The 25,588-nt window shown below is 71.2% G+C and carries 23 protein-coding genes; 13 read left to right on the top strand and 10 right to left on the bottom strand.

Annotated elements, in window-relative coordinates; genetic code table 11:
* The first annotated feature begins 55 nt into the window (after positions 1-55).
* A complete protein-coding gene (locus tag HZS55_RS11170) occupies positions 56-1,462 on the top strand; it encodes a dihydrolipoyl dehydrogenase family protein (RefSeq protein ID WP_179907717.1) in 1,407 nt (468 codons plus the stop codon).
* A 13-nt stretch (positions 1,463-1,475) separates the two neighbouring features.
* On the opposite strand, the gene HZS55_RS11165 is transcribed toward HZS55_RS11170, so the two are convergent.
* Positions 1,476-1,988, bottom strand: coding sequence for an MOSC domain-containing protein (locus HZS55_RS11165; protein WP_179907715.1), 513 nt, complete (start codon positions 1,986-1,988; stop codon positions 1,476-1,478).
* A gap of 58 nt (positions 1,989-2,046) precedes the next feature.
* Entirely contained in the window at positions 2,047-2,421 is a 375-nt protein-coding gene (locus tag HZS55_RS11160; RefSeq protein WP_179907713.1) for a cupin domain-containing protein, read from the bottom strand.
* A gap of 426 nt (positions 2,422-2,847) precedes the next feature.
* Here HZS55_RS11160 and HZS55_RS11155 point away from each other — a divergent pair, with 426 nt between their 5' ends.
* From HZS55_RS11155 to HZS55_RS11135, 5 genes are all read left to right on the top strand, one after another.
* Positions 2,848-5,454 carry an integrin alpha gene (locus HZS55_RS11155; RefSeq protein WP_179907712.1) on the top strand — a complete coding sequence of 869 codons (2,607 nt, stop codon included), beginning with the start codon at positions 2,848-2,850 and terminating at the stop codon, positions 5,452-5,454.
* 118 nt (positions 5,455-5,572) lie between these two features.
* The gene (locus HZS55_RS11150) at positions 5,573-7,900 is read left to right on the top strand and encodes a DEAD/DEAH box helicase (RefSeq protein ID WP_179911740.1); all 2,328 of its coding nucleotides are present in this window, start codon (positions 5,573-5,575) and stop codon (positions 7,898-7,900) included.
* 343 nt (positions 7,901-8,243) lie between these two features.
* Positions 8,244-8,738, top strand: coding sequence for a DUF7344 domain-containing protein (locus HZS55_RS11145; RefSeq protein ID WP_218927297.1), 495 nt, complete (start codon positions 8,244-8,246; stop codon positions 8,736-8,738).
* 202 nt (positions 8,739-8,940) lie between these two features.
* A complete protein-coding gene (locus tag HZS55_RS11140; protein ID WP_179911738.1) occupies positions 8,941-10,617 on the top strand; it encodes a helix-turn-helix transcriptional regulator in 1,677 nt (558 codons plus the stop codon).
* Between the two features lie 101 nt (positions 10,618-10,718).
* Positions 10,719-11,828 carry a molybdopterin-dependent oxidoreductase gene (locus HZS55_RS11135; protein ID WP_179911737.1) on the top strand — a complete coding sequence of 370 codons (1,110 nt, stop codon included), beginning with the start codon at positions 10,719-10,721 and terminating at the stop codon, positions 11,826-11,828.
* A gap of 15 nt (positions 11,829-11,843) precedes the next feature.
* Here HZS55_RS11135 and HZS55_RS11130 read toward each other — a convergent pair whose 3' ends face one another.
* Genes HZS55_RS11130 through HZS55_RS11120 form a run of 3 tightly spaced genes read right to left on the bottom strand, consistent with a single transcriptional unit; the run spans position 11,844 to position 13,509 of the window.
* Positions 11,844-12,473 (bottom strand): HAD family hydrolase, encoded by a 630-nt coding sequence (locus tag HZS55_RS11130; RefSeq protein ID WP_179911736.1) that lies wholly within the window; start codon positions 12,471-12,473, stop codon positions 11,844-11,846.
* Positions 12,474-12,479: 6 nt separating this feature from the next.
* Positions 12,480-12,899 carry an RNA-binding domain-containing protein gene (locus HZS55_RS11125; RefSeq protein WP_179911735.1) on the bottom strand — a complete coding sequence of 140 codons (420 nt, stop codon included), beginning with the start codon at positions 12,897-12,899 and terminating at the stop codon, positions 12,480-12,482.
* A gap of 19 nt (positions 12,900-12,918) precedes the next feature.
* Entirely contained in the window at positions 12,919-13,509 is a 591-nt protein-coding gene (locus tag HZS55_RS11120; RefSeq protein WP_179911734.1) for an AAA family ATPase, read from the bottom strand.
* Positions 13,510-13,643: 134 nt separating this feature from the next.
* On the opposite strand from HZS55_RS11120, the gene HZS55_RS11115 reads away from it, so the two are divergent.
* Positions 13,644-15,098, top strand: a complete 1,455-nt coding sequence (locus HZS55_RS11115) for a cytochrome P450 (RefSeq protein WP_179911733.1) — start codon at positions 13,644-13,646, stop codon at positions 15,096-15,098.
* A 47-nt stretch (positions 15,099-15,145) separates the two neighbouring features.
* On the opposite strand, the gene HZS55_RS11110 is transcribed toward HZS55_RS11115, so the two are convergent.
* Positions 15,146-16,414 (bottom strand): tripartite tricarboxylate transporter permease, encoded by a 1,269-nt coding sequence (locus HZS55_RS11110; protein WP_179911732.1) that lies wholly within the window; start codon positions 16,412-16,414, stop codon positions 15,146-15,148.
* A 456-nt stretch (positions 16,415-16,870) separates the two neighbouring features.
* Here HZS55_RS11110 and HZS55_RS11105 point away from each other — a divergent pair, with 456 nt between their 5' ends.
* Positions 16,871-17,740 carry an ABC transporter ATP-binding protein gene (locus HZS55_RS11105; protein WP_394353565.1) on the top strand — a complete coding sequence of 290 codons (870 nt, stop codon included), beginning with the start codon at positions 16,871-16,873 and terminating at the stop codon, positions 17,738-17,740.
* Positions 17,737-19,416, top strand: a complete 1,680-nt coding sequence (locus HZS55_RS11100) for a hypothetical protein (protein WP_179911730.1) — start codon at positions 17,737-17,739, stop codon at positions 19,414-19,416. Before HZS55_RS11105 ends, HZS55_RS11100 begins: the two co-directional genes overlap by 4 nt.
* A gap of 112 nt (positions 19,417-19,528) precedes the next feature.
* Here HZS55_RS11100 and rpl12p read toward each other — a convergent pair whose 3' ends face one another.
* Genes rpl12p through HZS55_RS11080 form a run of 4 tightly spaced genes read right to left on the bottom strand, consistent with a single transcriptional unit; the run spans position 19,529 to position 21,741 of the window.
* Positions 19,529-19,879, bottom strand: a complete 351-nt coding sequence (rpl12p, locus tag HZS55_RS11095) for a 50S ribosomal protein P1 (protein WP_179911729.1) — start codon at positions 19,877-19,879, stop codon at positions 19,529-19,531.
* A 5-nt stretch (positions 19,880-19,884) separates the two neighbouring features.
* Positions 19,885-20,928 carry a 50S ribosomal protein L10 gene (locus HZS55_RS11090; protein ID WP_179911728.1) on the bottom strand — a complete coding sequence of 348 codons (1,044 nt, stop codon included), beginning with the start codon at positions 20,926-20,928 and terminating at the stop codon, positions 19,885-19,887.
* Between the two features lies 1 nt (position 20,929).
* The gene (locus HZS55_RS11085; protein ID WP_179911727.1) at positions 20,930-21,568 is read right to left on the bottom strand and encodes a 50S ribosomal protein L1; all 639 of its coding nucleotides are present in this window, start codon (positions 21,566-21,568) and stop codon (positions 20,930-20,932) included.
* A 29-nt stretch (positions 21,569-21,597) separates the two neighbouring features.
* Positions 21,598-21,741: a hypothetical protein gene (locus HZS55_RS11080; protein ID WP_179911726.1), complete on the bottom strand. Its 144-nt coding sequence runs from the start codon at positions 21,739-21,741 to the stop codon at positions 21,598-21,600.
* A gap of 166 nt (positions 21,742-21,907) precedes the next feature.
* Between HZS55_RS11080 and HZS55_RS11075 the strand changes: the two genes are divergently transcribed.
* The 4 genes from HZS55_RS11075 to rbsD all read left to right on the top strand — a co-directional run bounded on the left by HZS55_RS11075 (position 21,908) and on the right by rbsD (position 25,554).
* Positions 21,908-23,101: a sugar ABC transporter substrate-binding protein gene (locus HZS55_RS11075; protein WP_246308416.1), complete on the top strand. Its 1,194-nt coding sequence runs from the start codon at positions 21,908-21,910 to the stop codon at positions 23,099-23,101.
* 36 nt (positions 23,102-23,137) lie between these two features.
* Positions 23,138-23,953, top strand: coding sequence for an ATP-binding cassette domain-containing protein (locus HZS55_RS11070; protein ID WP_179911725.1), 816 nt, complete (start codon positions 23,138-23,140; stop codon positions 23,951-23,953).
* Positions 23,950-24,999: an ABC transporter permease gene (locus HZS55_RS11065; RefSeq protein WP_246308415.1), complete on the top strand. Its 1,050-nt coding sequence runs from the start codon at positions 23,950-23,952 to the stop codon at positions 24,997-24,999. The genes HZS55_RS11070 and HZS55_RS11065 overlap by 4 nt, the downstream gene beginning before the upstream one ends.
* 66 nt (positions 25,000-25,065) lie before the next feature.
* Positions 25,066-25,554, top strand: coding sequence for a D-ribose pyranase (rbsD, locus tag HZS55_RS11060; protein WP_179911724.1), 489 nt, complete (start codon positions 25,066-25,068; stop codon positions 25,552-25,554).
* The last annotated feature ends 34 nt before the right edge of the window (positions 25,555-25,588 follow it).

The raw sequence follows: 25,588 nt of genomic DNA, 5'->3' as shown, positions 1-25,588 counted from the left end.
CGTCTCCCGCGCACACCCCCTGAACGCTTTAGGGCTGGTCCGCGAAATCGAGGCTATGGTTCACGTGGTCATCGTCGGCGCCTACGGCAGCGCCGGCGCGGCGGTCGCGAACTCGCTCGCCGAGGAGCCGAACGTCGAGCTGACGCTGATCGACGACGGCGACCCCGGCGGCGGGCTCTGCATCCTGCGGGGCTGTATGCCCTCGAAAGAGGTGCTGTCGGCCGGCGCTCACCGGTTCCGCGCCCGCCACGACGAGCGGCTGGTCGGTGACCCCCACGAGGTCGACCTCGACCGCACCATCGAACGCAAGGACGACCACACACTGGGGTGGGCCGAGCATCGCCGCGAGTCGATCCACGAGATCGCCGAGCGGTCGGACGTGGAGTTCGTCCACGACACCGCCCGCTTCGTCGACGACCACACGGTCGTCGCGGGCGGCCGCGAGATCACCGGCGACTACGTGGTGATCGCGACTGGCTCGGCGGTCAACGTCCCCGACCTCCCCGGGATCGAGGACGTGCCCCACCAGACGAGCGCGGACCTCCTCGACGCCACCGACCTCCCGGACTCGGCGGTCGTGATGGGGTTGGGCTACATCGGTCTGGAGATGGTTCCCTACCTGAGCGAAGTGGGCGGCACCGACGTGACCGTCGTCGAACACGACGAGCGGCCCATCGACGAGGCCGACCCGGACTTCGGCGACGCGGTCCTCGACCTCTACCGCGAGGCCTTCGACGTGACGATCCCCACGGAGTGCTACGAGAAGCGCGTCGAGCCGACCGACAACGGCGGCGTCCGCCTCTATCTCGAACACGTCGGCGGCGACGACGAGGTGGTCGAGGCCGAGGAGCTGTACCTGTTCACCGGTCGGCGACCGTGCGTGGGCCGACTCGGGCTGAAAAACTCGGCGCTGGAGCACGGCCCGGACTGGGTGCTCGACACGATGCAGGCTCGCGACGACGACCGGGTGTTCGTCGTCGGCGACGTCAACGGCAAGGAGCCGATCCTCCACGTCGCCAAGGAGCAGGGCTTTACCGCCGCCGAGAACATCCTCCGGCGCGAGCGCGGCGTGCCGCTGGAGGCCTACGAGAACGTTACCCACCACGTCATCTTCTCGGGGCTCGGCGTCTACCCCTACGCCCGCGTCGGCGTGACCGAACGCGAGGCCCGCGACGCCGGCCACGACGTCGCCGTCGCGAAACGGCGGGCCAGCGACGACGGCGTGTTCGAGGCCAAGGACGCCCCCGAAGGCGTCGCGAAGCTCGTCGTCGACCGCGAGACGGCGACGGTGCTGGGCTGGCAGGGGCTGCACTACCACGCCGACGTGATGGCCAAGACCATGCAGGTCGTCGTCGAGATGGGGCTGGACGTGCGGGAGGTGCCGGATCGGGCCTACCACCCGACGACGCCCGAGATCCTCGACGGACTGCTCCGCGACGCGACCGACGAACTGGCGGAGTAGCGAGTCGCTCGCCTCACTCTTCGCGTCGCTCGCGGATCGCGTCGGCGATCGAATCCGGGTCGTCGAGCCGCTCGACCACCCGCAGTTCGTCGCCGACGGCCACCTCGCCGCCCTCGACGACGTCGGCACAGATCCCGCCGCGTTCCTCGGAGAGCGCCGCCGCGAGGTCCTCTTCGCCGGCGACCTCCTCGACGTGCGCGCAGGGCGGGCGCCGCCGGGTCCCCTCGAAGACCGCGTCGCCGATCGAGAATCGAGTGTCGAGCAGGTCGACCACGTCGTAGTCGACCACGAGATTCCGGCGGTGGCGCCCGTCCGAGAGGTCGATACCGTACCGTTCGCGGACCGTCTCGAGCGCCCCGCCGTCGACGAGCGTGACCTGACACACGTCGTACGGCGAGTAGTAGCCGCGGCCGTGACAGTAGCGGTCGCCGGCCAGTCCGCCGTCGGCGACGGCGCGGACCGTCTCTCTGGTCTCCATCGGCGCACCGCCCTCCGGCGCGGTCCAGATCTGCCTGACGCTGGGCATGGGCGGGCTCGGTGTCCGGCGGGCAAGACGGTTCCGTTGCCGTCCGCGAAGCCCCGCTCTACTCCCCCTCGTAGCTGTGGCCGTCGCTGACCGGCGGGGCGCCGACACCGATCACCCGAACCGGGCCGTCCGCGTCGTCGCCCACGTGGGCTCGATGCGGGCTCTCCGGTTCGGCGACGAAGAACTGGTCGGTCTCGACGCGATAGGTCTCCTCGGGCGTCTCGACGGCGAGCATCCCCGATATCACGTAGAAAACCTCCTCCTGTTCGTCGTGGTAGTGCATGCCCGAGAGTGGGATCTCCTCGCCCGGCTCGACGGTGTAGGTCCGCAGCCCCAGGCGTTCCATCCCCGCGGCCTCGCTAACGTACCGCATCTCGGACGGCCGGTCGGGTTCCGGTTCCAGTTCGTCGGGGTCGACGACGTGATACCCCACGTCCGACCCGTCGGACGGACGGAAGGTAAGTGTCCCCCGTCGCCGACCGAGTCGTGGCGCGCTCCCGCCGGCCGTCCGGGCCGTGACCGCACTCGATAGGGCTGACACGTCTCCGCGCGGCCCGGGACAAAGCCGAGGTTGTCGGACGCGATCGACGGCGGCCGACCGGCGGTCGCCGGTTCCGAAACCGCCGGACGGCACCGACAAATACCGGCTTTCCGAACACTGGGGCGGCCTACCGTCGCGTCGGGCGACCGCGCCCGTCCCTCGCCGGTCGCCGGCTCGGTCTCCGACGACCGTCGACGCGAGCGCGGTCGTCGCGCTCGCTCGCGGCGGCGGTAACGCGGCGTTGCGCGGAAGACGGGACGGGGTTACTCCCGATGGGTCCTGAATAACAACGACTACCGTGTCCGTGCCTCCGGTGGTATGCTCGACTCAGTACTCGGTTCCGAATCGACACGGGGGGGACCCCTCGTGGTCGCCGTCGTCGTGGTGTTGCTCGCGAGCACCGTCGCCGTCGGCGCGGCGGCGCTCGTTCCCGGTCAGTCGGACGGTGACCCGGCCGCCGTTGCGGCCCAGGAATCGACCGACGCCTTCGCGGCGACGGAGAACCTCTCTGCCGCGAACGCGACCCTCCGCGGCGAGGGGGCCAACGACACGGCCGGCTGGTCGGTCGCGTCGGCCGGCGACGTGAACGGCGACGGCGTCGACGACCTGATCGTCGGGGCGCCGCGCAACGGTTCGGCCGGTCCGAACACGGGCGCGGCCTACATCGTCTACGGCCCCGCCAACAAGTCGTCGGTGAACCTCAGCCAGGCCGACGTGGTACTTCGCGGTGCCGACAACAACGACCTGGCGGGGTGGTCCGTGTCGACAGCCGGCGACGTGAACGACGACGGGTACGCCGACGTGGTCGTCGGCGCGCCGTACAACGACAGCACCGCGGTCAACGCGGGCGCCGCCTACGTCGTCTACGGCAACGAGTCGATGCCGGCGACGATGAACCTCTCCGAGGCCGACGCGGTGCTGACCGGCGCCGAGGCCAACGCCTTGGCCGGCTACGACGTGTCGGCGCTCGAACGAACGAACACGAGCGACGACGACGACGACAGCGACGCCGCCGACGACAGCGACGCCGCGAACGCGAGCGCCGTGCTCGTCGGTGCGCCGGGGGTCGACACCGACGACGGGAACGACACCGGCGCGGCGCACGTCGTCGACGGCGAGTCCGTCGCCGACGGCGACGTGAACCTCTCGGACGCGACGGCGACGTTCGTCGGCGAGCGCACCGGCAGCAACGCCGGCTGGTCGGTCGCACCGGCCGGCGACGTGAACGACGACGGCGTCGCCGAGGTTGTCGTCGGCGCGCCGCTGTACAACGCCAGCGCCGCCGACGAGGACGACGAGCGGCGCGCCTTCGCCGGCGCGGCGTACGTCGCGAACGGCTCCAGCGAGGGGACGGTCTCGCTCGCCGACGCGACCGCGACCTTCGTCGGCGAATCGGAGCGGGACCGCGCGGGGTACGCCGTCTCGGCCGCCGGTGACGTGAACGACGACGGCGTCGCCGACGTGGTCGTCGGCGCGCCGTACAACGACTCGCTGAACCGGACGAACGCGGGCGCCGCCTACGTCGTCTACGGGGGCGACGGCCTCAACGGCGAGTCGTCGCTCGCCGACGCGGACGTGCGGCTGGCGGGCGCCGAGGCCTTCGACCGGGCCGGCTGGTCGGTCGCCGACACCGGCGACGACGGCGTGACCTGCGACGGCGTCGCCGACGTGCTGGTCGGCGCGCCGCTGAACGACTCGACGGCCTCGAACGCCGGCGCCGCGTATCTGGTCGCCGGTAACGAATCGCTCCCGAGCGAGGCGAACCTCTCGGCGGCGTCGGCGACGTTCGCCGGCGCGGCCGCGGGGGACTACGCCGGATACGCAGTCGGATCGGGCGACTTCGACGGCGACGGCTTCGCCGACGTGCTGGTCGGCGCGCCGCTGAACGACTCGCTGAACCGCACCGACGCCGGCGCCGCCTACGTCGCCATCAGCGGTTGCGAAGCCGTCGAGCCGACCGAGACGCCGACGGCAACGGCCACGCCCACCGAGACGCCGACTGCGACGGCCACGACGACCGCCACCGAGACGGCCGACGAAACCACGACTCCGACCGCCACTCCCACGGAAGCACCGCCCGGGACGGAAACGTCGACGGACGCGCCGGACGACACCGAAGCGCCGAACGGCACCGAGGTGCCGCCGGGAACTGAGGCGCCGAACGACACCGAAGCGCCGAACGACACCGAGTCGCCGCCGGGAACTGAGGCGCCAAACGACACCGAAGCACCGGACGACACCGAGGCGCCGAACGAGACTGAGGCGCCGAACGACACCGAGACGCCGCCGGGAACTGAGGCGCCGAACGACACCGAGACGCCGCCGGGAACTGAGGCGCCGAACGACACCGAGACGCCGACGCCTACGGCGACTCCGACGCCGACCCAGACGCCGGAGCCCGCCGAGGAGACGATCGACTTCCTCGCGTTCTGTTTCGACTCGGACCAGACCGAGCGGCGGGTGATCATCTTCTCGGACATCACCGAGAACGACGCCGGTGAGCCGGTCGCGGCCGAGTACGACGAGGGCGGGAGCGGCCCCGCTCCGGTCTCGGTCGTCCACCAGGCCGGCGGCGGCCTCTACGAGGTCTCCGGGAGCCCCGGGGAGGTCGAGGCCGGTGAGGGGAGCGAAGTGACCGGCGAGCGCTCGGCGAGCGAGCCCTGCGCCGCGGGCCAGACGGAACTGCGGTTCACCGCCGGCGAACTCGACGACGGCGCCGCCAAGGCGTTCCCCGACAACGCCGACGTGGAGACGCCCACGCCGACCGCGACGCCCGGCGACGGCGGCGCGGGCAACGCGCCCGCCGGCGACGCCACCGCGCTGGAGACGATGTCCCGGTCGCCGCTGTTCCCCGTCCCCTTCTTCGCGATGATGGGCTTCTCGATGGTCGTCCTCGCGAGCAACAAGCTCCGAACGGAGGAGTGACCGGGCGGTAGCGGGAGCCCTCCCCCGCGCTATCTTCACTCGCGCCGGACCGCGTATCGCCGCCGGGAACGTGTGAGACGCAACCGACTTGCCGCACCGCCGCCGAGAGAGAGGTAACGTGGACGAGACGATCCGCTGGCTGCAGGGCCGCCCCTACTACGAGGGCCAGATCACCGAGCGGCGGACGACGCCCGGCCGCGAGGCCACCTTCGCCGACGTGGACCTCGATTCGCGACTGGCGAGCGCGCTCGAATCGGCGGGGATCGAGCGACTGTACGACCACCAGGCCCGAGCCGTCTCGGCCGTTCGGGACGGCGACAACGTCGTCCTCGCGACGCCGACGGCCAGCGGGAAGTCGATCGGATACACCGTCCCCGCCTTCGAGCGGGCGCTGGACGACCGGGCGACGACCCTCTATATCGCACCGCAGGTCGCGCTGATCAACGACCAGGAGGAGACGCTTTCGGAGCTGGCCCACGGCCTGGGCTTCGCCTCCGGCGTCTCCGTGGCACAGTACACCGGTCGGCAGGATAGGAAGGAGAAGGAGGCCATCCGCGACCGCCAGCCGACGGTGTTGCTGACGACGCCGGACATGCTGCACTACGGGATTGCCCCCCACGGCCACCGGCTGTGGGACTGGTTCTTCGAGCGTCTGGAGACGGTGGTGGTCGACGAGGTCCACGAGTACCGCGGCGTCTTCGGCAGTCACGTCTCGCTGGTCTTCCGCCGTCTCCAGCGGCTCTGCGAGCGCTTCGACGCCGACCCCGACTGGGTGTGTTGCTCGGCGACGACCGGTAACCCCGTCGACCACGCGGCGACGGTGACCGGCCAGCCGGCCGAGTCGTTCGATCTGGTGACCGAGGACACCAGCGCGACGGGGCCGACCCACTGGATCTGCTGGAACCCGCCGGAGTACGGGGCGGGCGAGGGGTTCGGGAGCGGTCGCCGCCGGTCGAACCACGTCGAGACCAAGCGGCTGTTCGTCGACCTGGTGACGAAGGGTCACCAGACCGTCGTCTTCACCCAGTCGCGGCAGGTCGCCGAGCGCTACGCGACCGACAGCGCGAGCGACCTGCGCGACCGCGGCGAACACGAGATCGCCCGGTCGGTCGAGGCCTACCAGGCCGCGCTCACCGACGAGCGCCGCGGCGAGATCGAGGACGGTCTCGACTCCGGCGAGACCCGCGGCGTCTGGTCGACGAACGCGCTCGAACTCGGCGTCGACATCGGTGGCCTCGACGCGGTCCTGCTCGACGGCTACCCCGGGACGCGCATGGCCGCCTTCCAGCAGGGCGGCCGGGCCGGGCGGGGGACCGACCCCTCGCTCGTGGCGATGGTCGCCGGCGAGGACCAGCTCGACCAGTACCTGATGGCCCACCCCCGCGACTTCTTCGACGAGGAACCGGAGGAGGCCATCTCCGACCCCGAGAACGAACACCTCATGCCCGACCACGTCCTCGCCGGCGCCCGGGAGACGTGGCTGCAACCGGACGACGACCGCCACTTCGGCGAACCGTTCCCGGATATCGTGGCCGACCTGACCGACGCGGGCGACCTCGACCGCCGGAACACCGACGCGGGGCTGCGCTGGCTCTACGCCGGCGAGGGGAGCCCCCAGCACGAGATGAGCCTGCGGACCGTCGGCGACCGGGAGGTCCAGCTGCGCGACCGCCGGAACGGGAACCGGATCGCGACCCTGTCGTTCGCCGACGCGCTCCGCGATGCCCACCCCGGCGCCGTCTACCACCACCAGGGACAGGACTACGAGGTCGTCGACCTCGACCTGCGTTCGGACGTGGCCGAGCTGGCGCCCGTGCGACCGGACTACTACACGCAGGTGCTCCACGACAAGACGATCACCGTCGAGGCGGACCGGCGCGAGCAGCCCCTCCCGACCCACGACGGCGTGACCGTGCGCTTCGCCGACGTGAGCATGCGCAAGCAGATCACCGGGTTCGAGCGTTACGACCGACAGAGCGGGGAACCGATCGGGCAGGAGGCGCTGGACCTGCCCGAGACGACCCTCGAAACGGAGGCGCTCTACTTCACGGTCCCCGAGGCGGTGGAGACCGACATCCGGGTCGCCGGCGACGGGCCCGACGCGTTCCCGGGGGCGATCCACGCCGCCGAACACGGGATGATCTCGCTGTTCCCCCTGTCTTTCCTCTGTGATCGCCGGGACGTGGGCGGGCTGTCGACGCCGCTGCATCCCCACACCGACCGCGCGACGATCTTCGTCTACGACGGCTACCCCGGCGGCGTCGGGCTGACCGAGCGGGCCTACGAGACGGTCGTTGACCTGCTGGACCGCACGCTCGGGATGCTCCGGGACTGCCCCTGCGAATCGGGCTGTCCGGCCTGCGTCCAGTCGCCCCACTGCGGCAACGCCAACGACCCCCTCGAGAAGGACCTGGCCGCCGACCTGATCGCCGCGCTCGTCGAGTGACGGCCGCCCGCGCCACTGCGCAGCGGGTCACTCCCTCCGCCCGCCGAGCCGCCGGACTCGCGCGGCGTGTGGCCCCCGTCTCGAAACGGTCGGCAGTCGGACCGTTTCGGTCGTTTCGGCCGTTCGGTCGTCCGTTGCGACCGTTTCGACTCGCCCGGCGACACGCTCGAAACGACCCCTGTAGTGGGATTTCAGCCGATTCGGAGCGACGGAACGGGGCCGAACCGCGGCAACTGACGGGACGTGTTTGCGGTTCTTTGGCACTGTCGAGTGTCCGACCTGACACGGGGCGCGGTGGGCGACCGGCGTCGGCGGCGCCGGCCCGGAGCCCCTGTCACGAACCATGTCAGACACGCACTCATGCGCGGACGCACCACGGGACCGCAGACGGCTCGACTCGACGGGTATCCAGACCATGCACGACATCTTCTCGGACTGGGAGCGGCGGGCGATCCTCTATCACCTGCAGGAGGTCGGCGGCCGGTCGTCGGTCGAGGCGGTGGCGGCGCACCTCGTCGGGTGGTGGCGCGGTCGCGAGCGACCGGCTGCGGCCGGCGACGACCTCGTCGACAGCGTTCGCCGGCGCCTCGGCTGTGCGCACCTGGCGAAGCTCGACGACTTCGGCGTCCTCGCGTACGACCCGCGCTCGGGGACCGTCCGCCTCTCCGAGGAGATGAAACTCTCCGTCAGCGAGCCGTGGACCGACCACGGCGGGGGCGAGTCCGCGGCGCGGGTCCTCGCGGGCCTCACCGACGGACCCGGAGCGGAGGACCGGGAGATCGACGGGCCGTCGGGCGGCGACGCGGACCCCGCGGCGGGAGCCGGGCGGCTCTCCTAACGACAGCTTACCGCCGCGGTCGTCGGGCGGCCCGTCCGGAAGGCGGAGATTGACCGCGGAAAGGTCACCATACCCTTCAGACGGGGGCGTAAGGTTCCTAACGCCTGCAACCCAACAAGGGTGACACTCCCGCACCCGCGCGTGCGGTGGCACAGCCGGGAGCGTCCGGCCGCGGCGGCGGCGGCACGCAGTCCACGACCCCATGGTACGGAACGTCCACGTCTGGATCTTCGCGGTGCTCGTACTGGCCGGTACCGCCGCACCCGCCGTCCCGACGGCCGTCGACGGCACGGGGACTCTCTCCCAACAGGACGCGCGGATCACGGACGCGAGCTACCAGGGCGACGCCGCTATCGACGGCCTCGGCGACGACCTCGGGCTCTGGCGGTCCGGCGCCCACCGTTTCGCCGTCACCGTCGCCAGCGACGCCGGCCTCGCCAACGGTTCGGCCTGCGTCGCTATCGCCGGCGTCGACCGCGAGCTGGGCTGTCAGCCCGTCTCGGTCCCGACCGGCGCCAATCGGACGGTCACCGTCGGGGCCGGCTCCTGGCCGGCCAACCTCACCGGCGAGCAGCGGCTCCGCGCCTCGGTGACCGCGGCCAACGCGTCGGAGCCGCTGGACACCGAGACGTACCCAGTCACGGTCCTCACGCGCGGCGGCGACCTCGACGGCGACGGCCTCACCAACGAGCGCGAGGCGTCGCTCGGCACCTCGCTCCGGTCGAACGACACGGACGGCGACGGCCTCGCCGACGGCGCCGAGGTGAACACCTACGAGACCTCGCCGAAGAACCCCGACACGGACGACGACGGACTCGACGACCACGAGGAGATCGAGCGCTACCAGACCGACCCGACGATGGTCGACACGGACGGCGACGGCCTCGCCGACCCCCGCGAGCTCGAACTCGGGACGAACCCGAACAAGGCCGACACGGACGGCGACGGCGTCCCCGACGGGCTCGAAGTCAACACCTACGACACGGATCCGACCGAGGCCGACACGGACGGGGACGGCCTCGACGACGGCGCCGAGATCAACGAGTACGAGACCAACCCCCTGGAGGCCGACACGGACGGGGACGGCCTCGACGACAACCTCGAAGTCAACACCTACGGGACCGACCCCAACCAGGTCGACACGGACGGCGACGGCCTCGAAGACGGCGCCGAGGTCGAGCGCTACGAGACGGACCCGACCGAGGCCGACACCGACGACGACGGCCTCGAAGACGGCGCCGAGGTACACACCTACGACACCAACCCGACGAACCCGGACACGGACGGCGACGGCCTCGAAGACGGCCCGGAGGTCAACCGCTACGAGACGGATCCGACCGACCCCGACACCGACGGCGACGGCGTCCCCGACCCCAGAGAGGTCGACACCGTCGGCGACCGTCTGTCGATCGCCCTGGCCGGCCTCGTCGGCGTCGGCGTCGCCGCGGTCGCGGTGCTCGCGTTGCTCGCGTGGTCCGGCCGCGCGCCGCTCGCACGGCTCCGGGGCGCGTTCGCGACCGGCGCGTCCGGCGACCCCGACGACGGTGACGGCCCCGACGCGCCCGGCGCGGCGAGCGCGGCCGGCGTCACCGGCGACGGCGCCGGAGCCCCCGACGAGGGGGCGGCCGCGACCGAGGAGGTGCCGACCGAGTTCCTCTCCGACGAGGAGGTCGTGTTCACGCTGCTCGACGACCACGACGGCCGCATGCGCCAGGCCGCCCTCGTCGAGGAGACCGACTGGTCCAAATCGAAGGTGAGCCGCGTCCTCTCGGCGATGGAGGACGACGACACCATCGTCAAGGTCGACGTGGGCCGGGGCAACGTCGTGATGCGCCCCGAGGACCTGCCGCCCGGCGCCGAGTCCGCCTTCGAGGAATAGGACGCCGTCGGTCGTCGGGCCCGGGGCGAGGGCCGCGTGTCCACGTCGACTCGACCGGGTCGACCCCGACAGTCAAGCCCGTCGAGTCCTAACCGCGACCGATGGACCGGCTCCCGCGGATCGAGCCCCCGCCTCGCGTCGTCGACGCGTCGCTGCTGGGCGCGGTGGTTCTCCTGCTCGCGACCGGCGCGGTGAGCCTCGTCTCCGGCCGCCCCGCGGGCGCCTGGGTGTTCGACGTACACGCGGTCGCGGGGCTGGCGACGGTGGTCCTGCTGGCCTGGAAGCTCCGGCGGGTGCGCCACCGACTCCGGCCGGGCGCCCTCGACGCGACGCGGCTGCTGTCGGCGCTGCTGGGCGTCGTCGCGACCGCGGCGCTGGCGACCGGCATCTGGTGGGTACTCGGCGGGCAGCTCGACCTCGGCCCGTGGGGCCTGCTCAACCTCCACATCGGGCTCGGACTCGTCGTTCCCGTCCTCCTGCTCGTCCACCTGCGTCAGCGGTTCGCGCTGCCGACCCGGGAGGCGACCGCCGACCGGCGCAACGCCTTGCGCTACGCGGCGCTGGTCGGGTCGGGCGCCGTCGCGTGGCAGGCTCAGGAGGTCGCCAATCGCGTCTTCGACACCGCCGGGGCCGAGCGCCGGTTCACCGGCTCGCGCGAGCGGGGCAGCGACTCGGGCAACGGCTTCCCGGTCACCTCCTGGGTCGCCGACGACCCCGACCCCGTCGACCGCGAGGCGTGGTCGCTGACCGTCGACGGACGGGTGGGCGAGCCGCTGGCGCTGTCCTACGACGAGGTGACCGGCGGCGATGGTGGCGCGGCCGAGCGCGACCCGGACACGGGAGTCTCCCCCGCCGACCAGCGCGCCCTCCTCGATTGCACGAGCGGCTGGTACTCCGAGCACGACTGGCGGGGCGTCCGCGTCGGCGACCTGCTCGACGCCGCCGACCCCGACGAGGGGGCGGCCTGGGTGCAGTTCCGCTCTGTGACCGGCTACCGCTGGAGCCTCCCGGTCGAGGAGGCCGGCGACGCGCTGCTGGCGACTCACGTCGACGGCGAGCGGCTCAGCCACGGCCACGGCGCGCCGATACGACTGGTCGCGCCCGGCCGCCGCGGCTTCCAGTGGGTCAAGTGGGTGGAGTCGGTTCGGGTGACCCGCCGGCGCGGACTCGGCGAGTGGATCGCCGTCTTCGTCAGCGGCCTCGACGGCTGACCGCGACCGGCCGGATTACAACAGCACAGCGAGCGTCCGGAAGTCCGGCGCCGAGAGATCCGCGGCGGTCGCGTCGACGTGGACCGTCTCGAAGCCGTGCTCGCGCGCGCCGTCGATGTCCGGCTCGCGGTCGTCGCCGACCATCACGTACCGCTCGGCGTCGACACGCGATTTGGCCGCCTCGTAGATGTCCGCGTCGGGTTTGGTCGCCTCGACCGCGGGGTCGTGGGAGGCGACGCGAGCGTCGAAGCGGTCGAGCAGGCCGACCTCGGCGACTTTGCCGAACTGCACGTCCGGAACGCCGTTGGTCAAGATTCCGAGCGTGTGGCGGTCGGCGAGCGCGTCGACCGCCGCCTCGACGCCGGGGACCGGTTCGACCGCGTCGAACTCCGCGGCGACGAGCGTCTCGGCGAGGGTCTCGGGGTCGGCGTCGACTGCGTGTTCGTCGCACACGTCGGCGAAGGCTCGGCGGTAGGGGTCGTCGGCGAACGCGCCGAAGTGGGCGAAGAAGCGTTCGTCGTAGCGTTCGAGCCACGCCTCGCGGTGGGTGCCCGCCGCTCGATCGAAGGCGTCGGCCAGCACGTCGGCGTAGTCGCCGCGCCAGCGGACGATCGTCCCGTCCACGTCGAAGAATACCGCCGCCATCGGTCACTACTCGTCGGGGTCGATCGGTCTGCCGTCTCTCGTGGGCGGGGAGACGTGGTCGATGTAGGACTCGGCGTCGGGGTCGTTGACGCGCACGCGGACGTGGATGTCGCCGAGTTCGCTCGGGTCGCCGACGGCGAAGTTGACGACGCCCTGGAAGGCCGCCTGCTTCTTCAGGTCGAACGAGAAGGTGTCCCCGCGCAGGTCCTCGAAGAAGGACCCGCGGGCGGTGTCGAGGATCTCCTGACGGTGCAGCGACTCCGACAGCGTCTCCATCTCGTGGGCGGTGGCGACGATCTCGCCGTGGCCCTGCTCGACCTCGGCGCCGGGGAAGAGGTTCGTGACGGCGTCGGCGACCCTGTCGGTGACCTCGGTGTCGTTGACCGGTGCGGTGATCTGTACGTCGACGCTGTAGACGGTGCTCATAGCTGTGTCTCCCGTGTGGTCATTCGTCGGTGTCGCCCTCCGCCGTGTCGTCCGCGACCGCGTCGGGACCGTCGGCGAGCAGGCGCTCGATGTCCGCCCGGAACGCGTCGAGACTGGCGTCGTTGACGATCGTCACGTCGGCCCGCTCCATCGCCGCGCCCATGCCGAAGCCGAGTTCGCGCTCGTCGCGCTCGGCGATCGATTCGCCGCCCTCCTCGGCGCCGGCGTCGCGGCCGCGCAGGTCGAGCCGTTCGGCGCGCAGTTCGTCGGGCGCGTGGACCTCGACGAGCGCGAAGTCGTCGCCGAAGGCCTCGACGAACCGCTCGACCTCCACGTCCGAGCGGATACCGTCGACGACGACGGTGTCGGCGTCGGCGAGGCGGTCCTCGATGAGCGGGAGCGACTCCCGAGCGATGGCGTCGGGACCCCCTTCCTCGCGGAGGGTCTTCGCCATCTCGCCGTGGTGGGTCGCGGGGTCGAACCCGCGGTCGCGGCAGGCCTGGCGGATCACGTCGCCCATCGTGACGACGGGGACGCCCGCCTCCCGCGCGACCGCGGCCGCCTCGCTCTTCCCGCTCCCGGGCAGTCCGACGATCCCGATGACTGTCATCGCCGGATGTACTGGAACGGCCCGCATAAGGACTGCGTTGTCGGCCGTGGTCGCGCCCGGTCGGCGGCGCGCATGTAAACGGTCGCGCGTACTCGGCCGAAGGACGATACCGCTGGAGTCCGTAGGTCCACTCGATGGCAACACACGACGCCGCCGACGGGAGCGAGGGGGCGAGCGCCGAGGCGCGCCGGGAGTCCACGCCCGGCGACCGGCCGCCCGGTCCCGACGGCGTTCCGGTGATCGGCAACACGCTCCAGTTCGTGCGGGACCCCGTCGCCTTCTACGCCCGTTGCGCCGCCTACGACGACGACGTGGTCACCTACCGCGTCGCCACCAGCGACGGCGTCATGCTCACACACCCCGCGGATATCGAGCAGGTACTCGTCACCGACGACGCCGACTACCGCCGCGCCTCGATCATCCGCAACGCCCTCGGCCAGATCGCCGACGGCGGCCTGTTCCTGCTGGAGGGCGAGGCCTGGAGCGCCCACCGCACGGCACTCCAGCCCTCCTTCTACCGTGACCGCGTCGGGACCTACGCCGACATGATGGCCCGCTTCGCCGACGAGCGCGCCGCCGAGTGGGCCGACCGCGACGCGGACGCCGGTCCGCTCGCCGTCAGCGAGGAGATGCGCACGCTCACGCTGGAGATCCTGGCGAAGACGCTGCTCGACGTGGACATCCGCGGCCGGGAGTCGGCCATCCGCGACGCCGCCGCGGTCATCTCCGACCGGTTCGACGCCGGGTCGCTCTCCGCGCTCCTCCCGCTGTGGGTCCCCACTCCTGCCAATCGCCGCTGTCGCCGCGCCGTCGCGCAGTTCGACGACGCCATCGCCGACATCGTCGCCGAGCGCCGCGCCAGCGACGAGGCGTTCGACGACCTGCTGTCGATCCTGCTGTCCATCGAACCGGACGACGGGACCGGCGAGTCCGGCGAGGGCGGCGGGCTCTCCGAGCGGCAGATCCGCGACCACCTCTTTACGTTCCTGTTCGCCGGCCACGAAACGACGGCGCTCACGCTCTCGTACGCCGTGATGCTCCTCGCGAACGACCCCGAGCGACAGGCTCGCCTCCACGACGAACTCGATTCGGTGCTGGGCGACGGGAGCGAGGGCAGTGCCGCCGACGCCGAGCGACCGGGCGCGACCGACCTGTTCGAACTCGACTATCTGGACAGGGTCGTCGACGAGGCGCTGCGGCTATACCCGCCCGCCTACACCGTCTTCCGCGAGCCCACGCGCGACGTGGAACTCGGCGGCTACCGGATCCCGGCGGGGTCGACCGTCTCGATGCCCCAGTGGGTCGTCCACCGCGACGACCGGTGGTACGACGACCCCGACACCTTCCGCCCGGAGCGCTGGACCGACGAGTTCCGCGAGTCGCTACCCGACTACGCGTACTTCCCGTTCGGGGGCGGCCCGCGCCACTGTATCGGCATGCGCTTCGCGCTCATGGAGGCGAAGCTCGTGCTCGCGACGCTGGCCGCGCGGTTCGCGTTCGACCCGGTCACCGAACCGCCGCTCGACCTCTCGATGCAGATCACCCTCCAGCCACAGCAGCCGATCGAGGCGGCCCCGCGAGAACGGTAGCCCGGGATCGAGCGACCCGCCTTCGCCGACACGCTCGCGTACGACGGTCACAGACCGAGGATCAGCGGAACGAGCAACACGCCCATCAACGACGCTCGACGAGCGCCGAACGTCACGGGCACGAGCCCGACGACGGTCGAGACAGCGAACACGCCGACGCCCAGCGCGCCGGTCAACGCGGCGATCACGACGACGACGAGACACAGCACGCCGACGGACAGCCGCGTGTAGTCGGCCTGCCCCACCAGCCGCAGGTAGCCGTCGCCGAGGGACACCACGAGCACGAACCCGCAGGCCGCGGCGACGAGGACGCTCCCGAGCAACAGCGGGAGGTCGAGCGGCACGCCGGCGTCGTCCATCGCGACCATTACGCCGGTCCGAGGCGTCCCGAGCGCGATCAACGCCAGGAGGGCGAAGATCGTGTTGGCGGTGTTCACGCCGCTGGTCGTGACGACGAATCCGCGGGCGCCGTCGGGCTCGCGTTCGGCGCCGGCTCCGCCGCCGCCCGGGACGGCGAGCAACGCGACCGTCGCGGCGATGGCGCTCGACACGCCGGGGACGTACCCCACGACCGCGCCCGAGAGCGTCCCCGCGAGCGCGAACCCCGCGACGGTGCGCCGGGGGGTCGTCACGCTCGCGTCGTCCTGCGGCGGCACGCCCTCGCCGGTCAGCGCGTCCAGCAGGACCGGCGCGCCGAACAGCCCGGTGAAGATGGGCGCGAGCATCCCCCCCGAGTCGACGAGTCCGCCCGGTGGGAGGTCCAGCGCGACCGCGCCCAGGCCGCCGCTGGCCGCGACCGACAGCACGGCACCAACCCGCCCCGCGTTCGTCGACTCCGTGGCGACGAGGACGACGACGACGCCGCCCAGCAGGAGCGGCAGATGCGCCCGCAACGTCGGATAGACGGCCGTCATCGCCCGGGTCATCGGGACCGCGAGCGGCACCGCCAACACCACGGCGCCGGCGCTCCCCAGCGCCGACAGCCGAAGCGCCTCGCGCCCCCGGCCGGCCAGGACCAGTCGATGCCCGGGCAACGCCGAGCTGGCCATCGCCGGGTCGGGCACGCCCAGCGCGAGCGCCGGCACCACGTCGAGGAAGGTGTGGACGACCCCGGCGGCCAGCATCGCCGCGCCGACGTACCGGACCGGCCCCGGGATCGCGGGCGCGACGCCGGCCAGCAGCAGCGCGAACGTGTTGGCGTGGATCCCCGGCGTCAGCCCGCTGACGGTCCCGAGCGCGACGCCGCCGGCGACGAACCCGCAGAACAGCAGCGTCGCCGACGGGTCGACGGCCAGCCCGAGGCCCAGTGGTTCCATCGCGCCGGAGTGGTCCCGCGATGGCGCATAAACCCTCGGCGAGCGCCCGGCTGTGGGCCGCCGTTGAGCAGCGTCCGGCGGTCGGTTCCGGCCGGTCGTCGAACCGATACTAATGCCTTTCGGCGAGTTTCCGGCCGGGCACACCTGGGCGGGTGGCCTTTTGAGCGCGGGCCGTCGGTCGAGATACCGATGAGCCCCTCCACGCGCGACGGACCGACAGACGGATCGACCGCGGACGAACCGGCAACCGACGAACCGGCAACCGACGAACCGGCGACCGACGAATCGACGACCGACGGCTCGACAGGCGACGACCGCTCGACAGGCGACGACCGATCGACGGGGCGCCGGGCCGGCGACGCCATCTTCCGGAGCGATCTGGGGCGCGCCGGCCGTTCGGCCGCGACCGACGCCGCCGACCGAGGTTCCGAACCGGACGACGACCCGCGCGTCCGCATCGACGGCGTCGGCAAGCGATACGGCGACCAGTGGGCGCTCCGGGACGTGACTCTCGACCTCGATGCGGGCGTCGTGGGACTGCTCGGCCCCAACGGCGCCGGCAAGTCGACGCTGATGGGCATACTCACGACGTTCACGGCGCCCACCGAGGGCACCGTCACCGTCGACGGCGTCGACGTGAGCGAAGACCCGACCGCCGTCCGCTCGCGGCTGGGGTATCTCCCCCAGGAGTTCGGCGTCTACCCCGATCTCACGGCCCGGGAGTTCCTCGAGTACCTCGGCGCGCTCCGCGGGCTCGACCGCGCGACCGCCCGCGAGCGCGCGGTCGACCTGCTCTCGGTCGTGAACCTCGCCGACGCCGCCGACCGGCGGCTCGACACCTTCTCCGGCGGGATGACCCAGCGGGTCGGCATCGCGCAGGCGCTGCTCGCCGACCCCGACGTGCTCGTCGTCGACGAGCCCACCGTGGGCCTCGACCCGACCGAGCGGGCGCGCTGTCGGAACGTGCTCGCCGACCTCGCGCGCGACCGCGTCGTCGTCCTCTCGACGCACATCGTCTCCGACGTGGAGGCGACCGCGAGCGACGTGGCCGTCCTCGTCGACGGTCGGCTCCGGACCCACACCGACCCCGAGACGCTCGTCGAGTCCGTCGACGGCCGCGTCTGGGAGTGCGTCGTCGACGACCGCGGCGCGATCGATCCGGCCCACCTCGTCACGAGCACGGCCCGGCGCGGGGACGGTCGCCGCGTTCGGGTCGTCGCCGGCGACCCGCCGACCGACGACGCAACGCCCGTCGATCCGACGCTCGAAGACGCCTACCTCGCGCTCCTGGACGGCCGCGACCCGAACGGCGGTGGCCGCCCGTGAGCGAGCGACCCGCCGAAACCGACCCTCGGCGCTCGAGCGCCGGTTCGACCGCCGACGCGACCGCACGGGTCGCGGCCGACGGCTCCCGACTCGACGCGGTCGTCGCCATCGCCCTGTCGGACCTGCGCCAGCGGTCGCGCTCGCCGAAGTACCTCGCCGTCGCGCTGCTCGTGGCCTACCTCGCCCAGAGCGTCACGGCGGGGGACGTGCAGCTGTTCGTCGCCGGCGACTACACGGGCGTCCCGACCGCCGAGTGGTTCGGCGGCTTCGCGGCCGTCGTCGCGACGACGCTGCTGGTCCTCGGCGGCTTCTCGCTCGTCCGCGGGCCGCTCGCCCGCGACCGCGCGGAGGGGATCGCACCGCTCGTCGCCACCTCGCCCGTCGGCGACGCGACCTACCTCGTCGGCCGCTGGCTCGGCTACGTTGCCGTCCTCGCGGCCGTCACCGCCGCGCTGGCGCTCGCGACCGTCGCGGGATTCGCCCTCCACGGGACGGGGCCGCTCTCCCTCTGGGACCTGGTCGGCCCGTTCGCGCTGCTCACCCTGCCGACGATGGCGCTCGTGGCGGCCGTCGCCGTCTGCTTCGAGGCGGTCGCGCCGCTCGCGCGGACGCTCGGCACCGCGGTCTACGTCTTCGGCGCGCTGCTGGTCGTCTCGCTCGTCTCGGTCGCGCCGGTCCCCGTCTTCGACCTCCTGGGGATCGCGGTCGTCCGCGACAGCATGCTCGCCGACCTCCCCGTCGACGTGTCCGGGCTGGACCGACTCACCTTCCGGATCGCACCCCCGACGGAGGCCGCCCGGTTCACCTACCACGGCATCGACTGGGGGGTCGTCGAACTCGGGTCGCGACTCCCGATCCTCGCCGCGGCGGCGCTCTCGCTCGGCGTCGCGACGCTCGCGTTCGACCGCCTGGGCGCCGCCCCCGGGCTGTCGGGACCGGTGAGTCGAGTCCCGAACCCGCTCGCTCGCGACCGCGACGACGCTCCGACCGAAGCCACCGACGCCGTCGCTACCGACCGACCGGACGGCGCCGACGACCCGGCCACGACGACGGTCGACCGACTCGACCGACTCGACCCCGGGACGCCACGGCTCCTCGACCCGCGGGTCGTCCTCGCGGAACTCCGACTCGGCCTCCGCGGTCACCGCAGACTGTGGTACGTCGCCGTCGTCGCCGCTCTCGGTGCCCAGATCGCCGCGCCGTTGGGTACCGTCCGCGGGCTGGTCGCCCCGCTGGCCCTGCTGCTCCCGCTCGCCATCTGGTCCGGGCTCGGTGTCCGCGAACGACGCCACCGCACCGAGGCGCTCGTGTTCACCGCGCCACGGCCGGCGGGCCAGACCGTCGCCGTCTGGCTGGGCGGCGTCGCCGTCGGCCTCCTCGCCGTCGCCGGCTACGTCGCCCGGCTCGGGATCGCCGGCGAGACCGCTGCGCTCGGTGCGCTCCTCGCCGGGCTCGCGGCCGCACCCGCGTTGGCCCTGGCCGCCGGGGCGTGGCTCGGCAGCGCACGCGCGTTCGACACCGCCTACCTGCTGGCGTGGTACCTCGGCCCGCTTCAGGCCGTCGCGCCGCTGGACTTCGTCGGCGCCACCTCCGCCGCGCCCGCGCGGACGGCCGCCTACGCCGCGCTCGCGGTCGGCTGTCTGGCCGTCGCGGTCCTCGGTCGCCGGCGGCCCTGAGCGGTCCCCGTCGACGCCCTCCCGGTTTCCCTCGTTCACACGAACACGGGCACCGCGGCTCGCCGGCGGAATAAATCGAAGGAAGGTGTGTCGGCGGTTCGGGAGTCCGAAGTTAGCCGAACAGCTCGCCGAGGCCCTCGCCGCTGGCCTCGTCGTCCTCGTCGTCGTCGTCGTCGCCGCCTTCGTCGGCCTCGGCTTCCTCGGCCTCGTCGTCGTCGCCGCCCTCGTCGGCGGCCTCGTCGTCGCCGCCGGCGCCGCCCGCGGACCCGCCGGTCGCGGCGGGGACTGCGGCGGCCTGCTCGACGGCGTCGTCGATGTCGACGTCTTCGAGCGCCGCGACGAGCGCCTTGACGCGGGACTCCTCCACGTCGACGCCCGCGGCCTCGAGCACGTCGGTCAGGTTGGATTCGTTGATCTCTTCGCCCGTCTCGTTCAGGATGAGTGCTGCGTAAACGTATTCCATTGTTGTTAGAACATGGCTCCCATGGCGTCGCCGACGTCCTCGTCGTCGTCATCGTCGTCCTCGGCCTCCTCGGCCTCGGCTTCGGTGTCGTCGTCGGACTCGTCGGCGCCGTCGTCGGCGTCGGTCTGGTCGTCAGTCGATTCGGTCGCGGCGGGCTCGTCGACGTCCTGAAGCTCCTCCGGCAGGGCCTCGGGGTCGTCGACCTGCGCCGCCAGCGCTCGCACCTGTCCGTCGGCCTTCGAGACGAGGTCGTCCATGACCCCGGGACTCTCGATGGCGCCCTGCAGGGCGAGGCTCTTGGCGTCGCCGCGGGCCTTCTGCAGCAGCGTCGCGGCGGTGCGGTCCGTCGGGAACACGGCGTTGACGGAGAGGTTGCGACCGCGCGCGGCCGCCGCCTCGATGTCCGCCCGGTACTCCTCGACGTCCAGTTCGAGTTCCGCGGGCTCGAACAGCACGCCGTCCGCGTAGACGGCGCGCAGGTCCAGCCCGACTTCCTTGGGCTCGATGCCGAGTTCGTTCAGGACGTTCGCGAGGTCGTTCGAGACCTCCTCGCCGGTGTCGAGCACCGTCGAGTCCGAGAGCACCTGGATCGACCCTTCCTGGATGCGGGCGTCCGCGCCGACCTGCTGGAGGTCGCCGACGAACGGTCCGGGGTCGATACCCGTGTCGCCCTCCGGGATGACGATGTCGTTGGGGGCGATCTCGCCGGCGTTGATCGGGGCCGGCGTCTTCGAGGCTTCCAGCTGCTGGTAGAGCCCGAAGGGGTTCTCGTCGGTGCCGATGAGGCCGACCTGTCCCGACACGTAGCCGGTCAGGTCTTCGAGGCCGTCGTCGACCTCCTCCAGCGCGCGCTCCATGAGCGTGTTGCGCGAGACGCGGAGTTCGGCGGTCCCGTACAGGTCCCGGCGCATGTCCTGGAGCTGTCGGGAGGGGATGCCGGTGATGTCGACGATGCCGACGCTGTCGTACGATTCGATCATCTCGACGACGTCGGCGACCTCCTCCTGCTTCCACTGCGGGATGGTCTCGGTCTTGCGTTCGGCGCTCATATCAGGCGACCTCCACGGCCGGACCCATCGTCGTCTTCACGTAGATGGTGTCGATGTTGAGCGGCCCCTTCTCGAGGTCTGCGTGCAGGCGGCGGAGGATGACGTCGATGTTGTCGCCGATATCCTCGGCGTCCATGTCCTCGGCACCGACGCGGGTGTGGAAGGTGCGTCGGTCGCCGCTCCGGATGGTGACGGAGTTTTTCAGTCGCTCGACCATCTCCACCACGTCGTCGTCCGGCGCGATGGGGTCGGGCATCTTCCCTCGCGGACCGAGGACGGTCCCGAGATAGCGACCGATGTCCTGCATCAGCGACTCTTCGGCGAGGAAGAAGTCGGTGTCGTCGGCCAGGTCCTTGGCCTCGTTGTCGTTGTCTCCCAGGTCGGCGAGATCGTCGCTACTGAGGACTTCCTCTGCTGCGTCCTCGGCGCGCAGGGCGGTCTCGCCCTCCGCGAACACGACGATCTGGGTCTCCTGTCCGGTACCGGACGGGAGGACCACGTCCTGGTCGACGCGGTTCGACGGATCGTCTAGATCGATGTCGCGCAAGTTGATCGCGAGGTCGACCGTCTCCCGGAAGTTCCGGGGCGGACTGTCCTCGAGTGCGCGAGAAACTGCGTTCTCTATTTCCTGATCTGCCATTGTTCACCTCCGTAGTACGCCAGCGGCTCCTACGGGTCAGTGAAACAGGCGAAGCCTGTCTCGTTTCGGCGAACGCCGATGCGACACTTAAAGCCGTCGAACGCGCCCTGCAGCGTCACGCGTTGCCACTCGCCCGCGCCGGCGTCGAGGCCGTCGACCTGCTTCGTCTGCATGGTGGCGTGCCCGAACCGCGTTCGCGCCGACCCCGCCGACGAATATCGTCCGAACTTTTATATTAAGATATAGTTATCAAATCGAAACGAGACGTTTGTCGGATACCTACTGTCCGAAAATATAACGATCGATAGGTCTAAATATCGGTGCGGGGTAACGTGATTCATGCCCCGTGATAACACGGATGTCACTGAGATCCGAGTGGGCAAGGGTGTATCGCGTCGCCAGGTCATGAAGCAGCTCGGTGCGGTCGCTGCGGTCGGCGGGCTCGGCGGGCTCGCCGGGTGTACCCAGGGCGACGATTCCACGGACACGCCGGGGGGTGGTGGGAGCACCGGAACGGACGACGGGGGCGACGGCGGGGGGTCCGGCGGTGCGCCCGACTACCAGCTCGTCGAACTGAATCCGCCGCCGACGTCGCTGGACTTCTCGTCGGAGCCCGGGGCGCGCCAGATCACGATGGTGACTCACGACGCCAGCACGTCCTTCTTCGACCCGACGATCGGCGGACTCCACGACGCGGCGAGCCAGCTCGGGTGGGAGGCCACGTTCACCGGCCCCTCCAGCGGGTTCAGCGTTCAGGAGCAGGTCAACATCCTCGACTCCGTCGTCGACTCCGGCCCGGACGTCATCGCGACGACGATCGCCGACCCGGCGGCCTACGACGACGTGATCAACCGGGCGCTGGAGAACGACATCCCGGTGGTGACCTACAACACGCTGGCGCTCGACCGCGAGCAGATGCGCGAGAAGTACGGCCGGGCGCTGGCCTACACCGGCCAGGACCAGGTCGCCGCGGGCTACGTCTGCGGACTGTCCATGCTCGAGAAGCTCCCGGACGACGCGTCGACGGTGACGCCCGGCCTCTCGGACCCCGGCCACAGCGCGCTGTCGGCTCGCGCGGAGGGGATGGAGATGGCCGTCCGGCAGAACTCCGACATCGAGGTGACCGACCGGCTCAACTACACCGGCGACTCCAACGAGGGCGTTTCGCGGATCGAGAACCACCTCACCGCGAACCCCGACCTGGACGGCATCATGGGCGCCGACGCGTTCACCTGGTTCATCGGCAACGCCATCGCGAACCAGGATATGGCCGACTCCGTCGTCGGCGGCGGGTTCGACCTGACCGGCGAGACGCTCGAACACATCAACAGCGGCAACCTCAAGTACACCACCGGGCAGGACCCCTACAGCCAGGGGTACTTCCCGACGATGCAGATGTTCGCCTACATGGACCGTGGGATGCCCCCCAAGGACTACCCGACCGGCGCGGAGGTCATCGACCAGTCGAACATCGAGTTCGCCCAGACCCGCTCGGGCGGCTGGGGCCAGCTCCGCGAGTACCACGGCGCCTGACCGCCGGCTGCCGGCCGAACACGGCATTTTTCAGCTATGTCCCAACAGGATCCGATACTCTACACGGAACGGCTCACGAAACGGTTCGGGAACATCCACGCCGTCGAGGACGTGGACTTCGAGGTCCGGGACGGCGAGGTCATGGCGCTGGTCGGCGACAACGGCGCCGGCAAGTCCACGCTCATCAAGATGCTCTGTGGCGTCCACGAGCCGACCAGCGGGAACATCTTCGTCCAGGGAGAGGAGGTGTCGTTCGACGACTACAACGACGCCCGCGCGAAGGGCATCGAGACCGTCTACCAGGAGCTGGCGCTGGCGCCCAACCAGACCGTCGCCGCGAACGTCTTCCTCGGCCACGAGCCGACCAGGATGGGACGGCTCGGCAGCCTGCTCAACCTCGTCGACGAGGAGCGGATGGTCGAGGAGGCGAAGACGAACCTCGACCGGGTGAAGATCCCCGTCGACCCCGAAGCGAAGGTCAAAAACACCTCCGGCGGCCAGCAGCAGGCCGTCGCCATCGCCCGCGCGCTCCAGTCGAACCCCGACATCCTCATCATGGACGAGCCGACGAGCGCGCTGTCGATCGAGGGGGCGCGCAACGTCCTCCGGGTGATCGACGACCTGCGCGACCAGGGACTGACGATCGTCCTCATCAGCCACAACATCCGCCACGTCCTCGGCATCGCCGACCGGGTCTCGGTCCTGGCGCAGGGTCGACTGATGGGCGTCCGCGAGGCCGACGAGGTCACCCGGAACGAGGTCATCGCGCTGATGATGGGCGCCGAGGACGAGTCCGAGTTCGAGGAGTTCGACCTCTCGCGGACCGCCGAGTCGGAGGAGACCTCCGCATGAGCGACGCGGACGACCCGCCGCTCCGCACCGACGGCGGGACCGCCGACACCGGCGACGCCCGAGCGGTGAGCCGGTCCGGTGACTCGCTGCTCCAACGCCTGATATCTCGCCGCGAGGTCGGCGTGTTCTTCGGGTTTCTGGTCCTCTTCGGGTTGATAGGGGTCACGCGACCGGACATCTTCTTCAACTGGGGCTCGATGTCCGGTATCACCTCGCGGCTGTTCCGGTCGGTCGCGCCCTACATCATCATCGGCATCGGGATGACCTACCTCATCATCGGCGGGGAGTTCGACCTGTCGGTCGGGTCGATGTACGCCGTCGGCGGCATCACCTTCGCGATGCTGCTGAACGATTTCAACCTCACCGTCCTCGCCGCGCTGGCCGCGGTGCTCGTGGTCGGCGGCGTCGTCGGGCTGACCAACGGCGTCATCGTCACGAAGGCCGGCGTCCCCTCGCTGATCACGACCATCGGCATGATGAGCGTCCTCCGCGGGATCGCCTACTACTTCACGCCCGCCGGGTCCAGACAGACGCCGGACCTGGGGCTGATCGACGTCTTCGGCGGGAGCATCACGGTCGCCGGCCTGGAGATCCAGAACCAGATCTTCTGGGCGATTGGGCTGACGGTCGTCTTCGGGTTCCTGCTCCAGAAGACCCGCTTTGGCTACCACGTCTACGCCACCGGCGACGACCAGGACGCCGCCGAGATGGCCGGTATCGACACCGACCGCGTCAAGATACTCAACTTCGTGCTGACGGCGGTGCTGGCGTCCTTTGCCGGCGTCGTCGCCATCTCCTACTTCGGGTCGATGTTCGGCTCGGCCGGCATCGGCTTCGAACTGCTCGTCATCGCCGCGGTCGTCATCGGCGGGACCAACCTCTTCGGCGGCGAGGGGACCCTGCTCGGCATGTTCCTCGGCTCGCTGGTCATCGGCGTCATCCCCGTCCTGCTCGTGCTGAACGGGATGCCCGTCGAGCTACAGGAGTTCCTCACCGGCGTCGTCATCATCGTCGCCGTCCTCCTCGACATCGTCATCCGCCGGTGACTGCCGTTCGTTCGCTTCCCCGCTCGTGACCGCCCCTTTTTGCTCCCGGGTGTGGTACTCGTGAACATGAAGCGCGACCCCGACAGCATCCTCAACGCCGAACTGAGCCGCGCCGTCGCGGACGCGGGCCACACCGACCGCCTCATGGTCGTCGACGCGGGGTTCCCGATCCCCGCGGACGCCCGGCGGATCGACCTCGCCCTGACCCGCGGCGTCCCCGAGGTTTCCACGGTTCTCGAAGCGGTCCACGACGAACTGATCCCCGAGCGAGTACTGTACGCCGAGGACGTGCCGGAGATGAACCCCGACTTCGACGCGTTCCTGCGGGAACTCTACGACGGGTCGGGCGCCGAACTCGAGACCGTCCCCCACGAGGCGGTCCTCGACCAGGGCACGGAGGCGAAGGCGATCGTCCGGACGGGCGAGTTCCTGCCCTGGGGCAACGTCGTGATCCAGTGCGGCACCGACCCGAAACCCTGGTTCGACGGCGAGAACGTCACGATGCCCGAGGCCTACCGCGAGCGCTACGAGGAGATGTACGGCGAGTCGCCCTGAGACGGCGACGACCCGGCCGGCCCGCCCGATCGCC

It is taken from the genome of Halosimplex rubrum, assembly GCF_013415885.1.
Classification (GTDB): domain Archaea; phylum Halobacteriota; class Halobacteria; order Halobacteriales; family Haloarculaceae; genus Halosimplex; species Halosimplex rubrum.
This window is presented reverse-complemented; position numbering and strand designations above follow the sequence as displayed.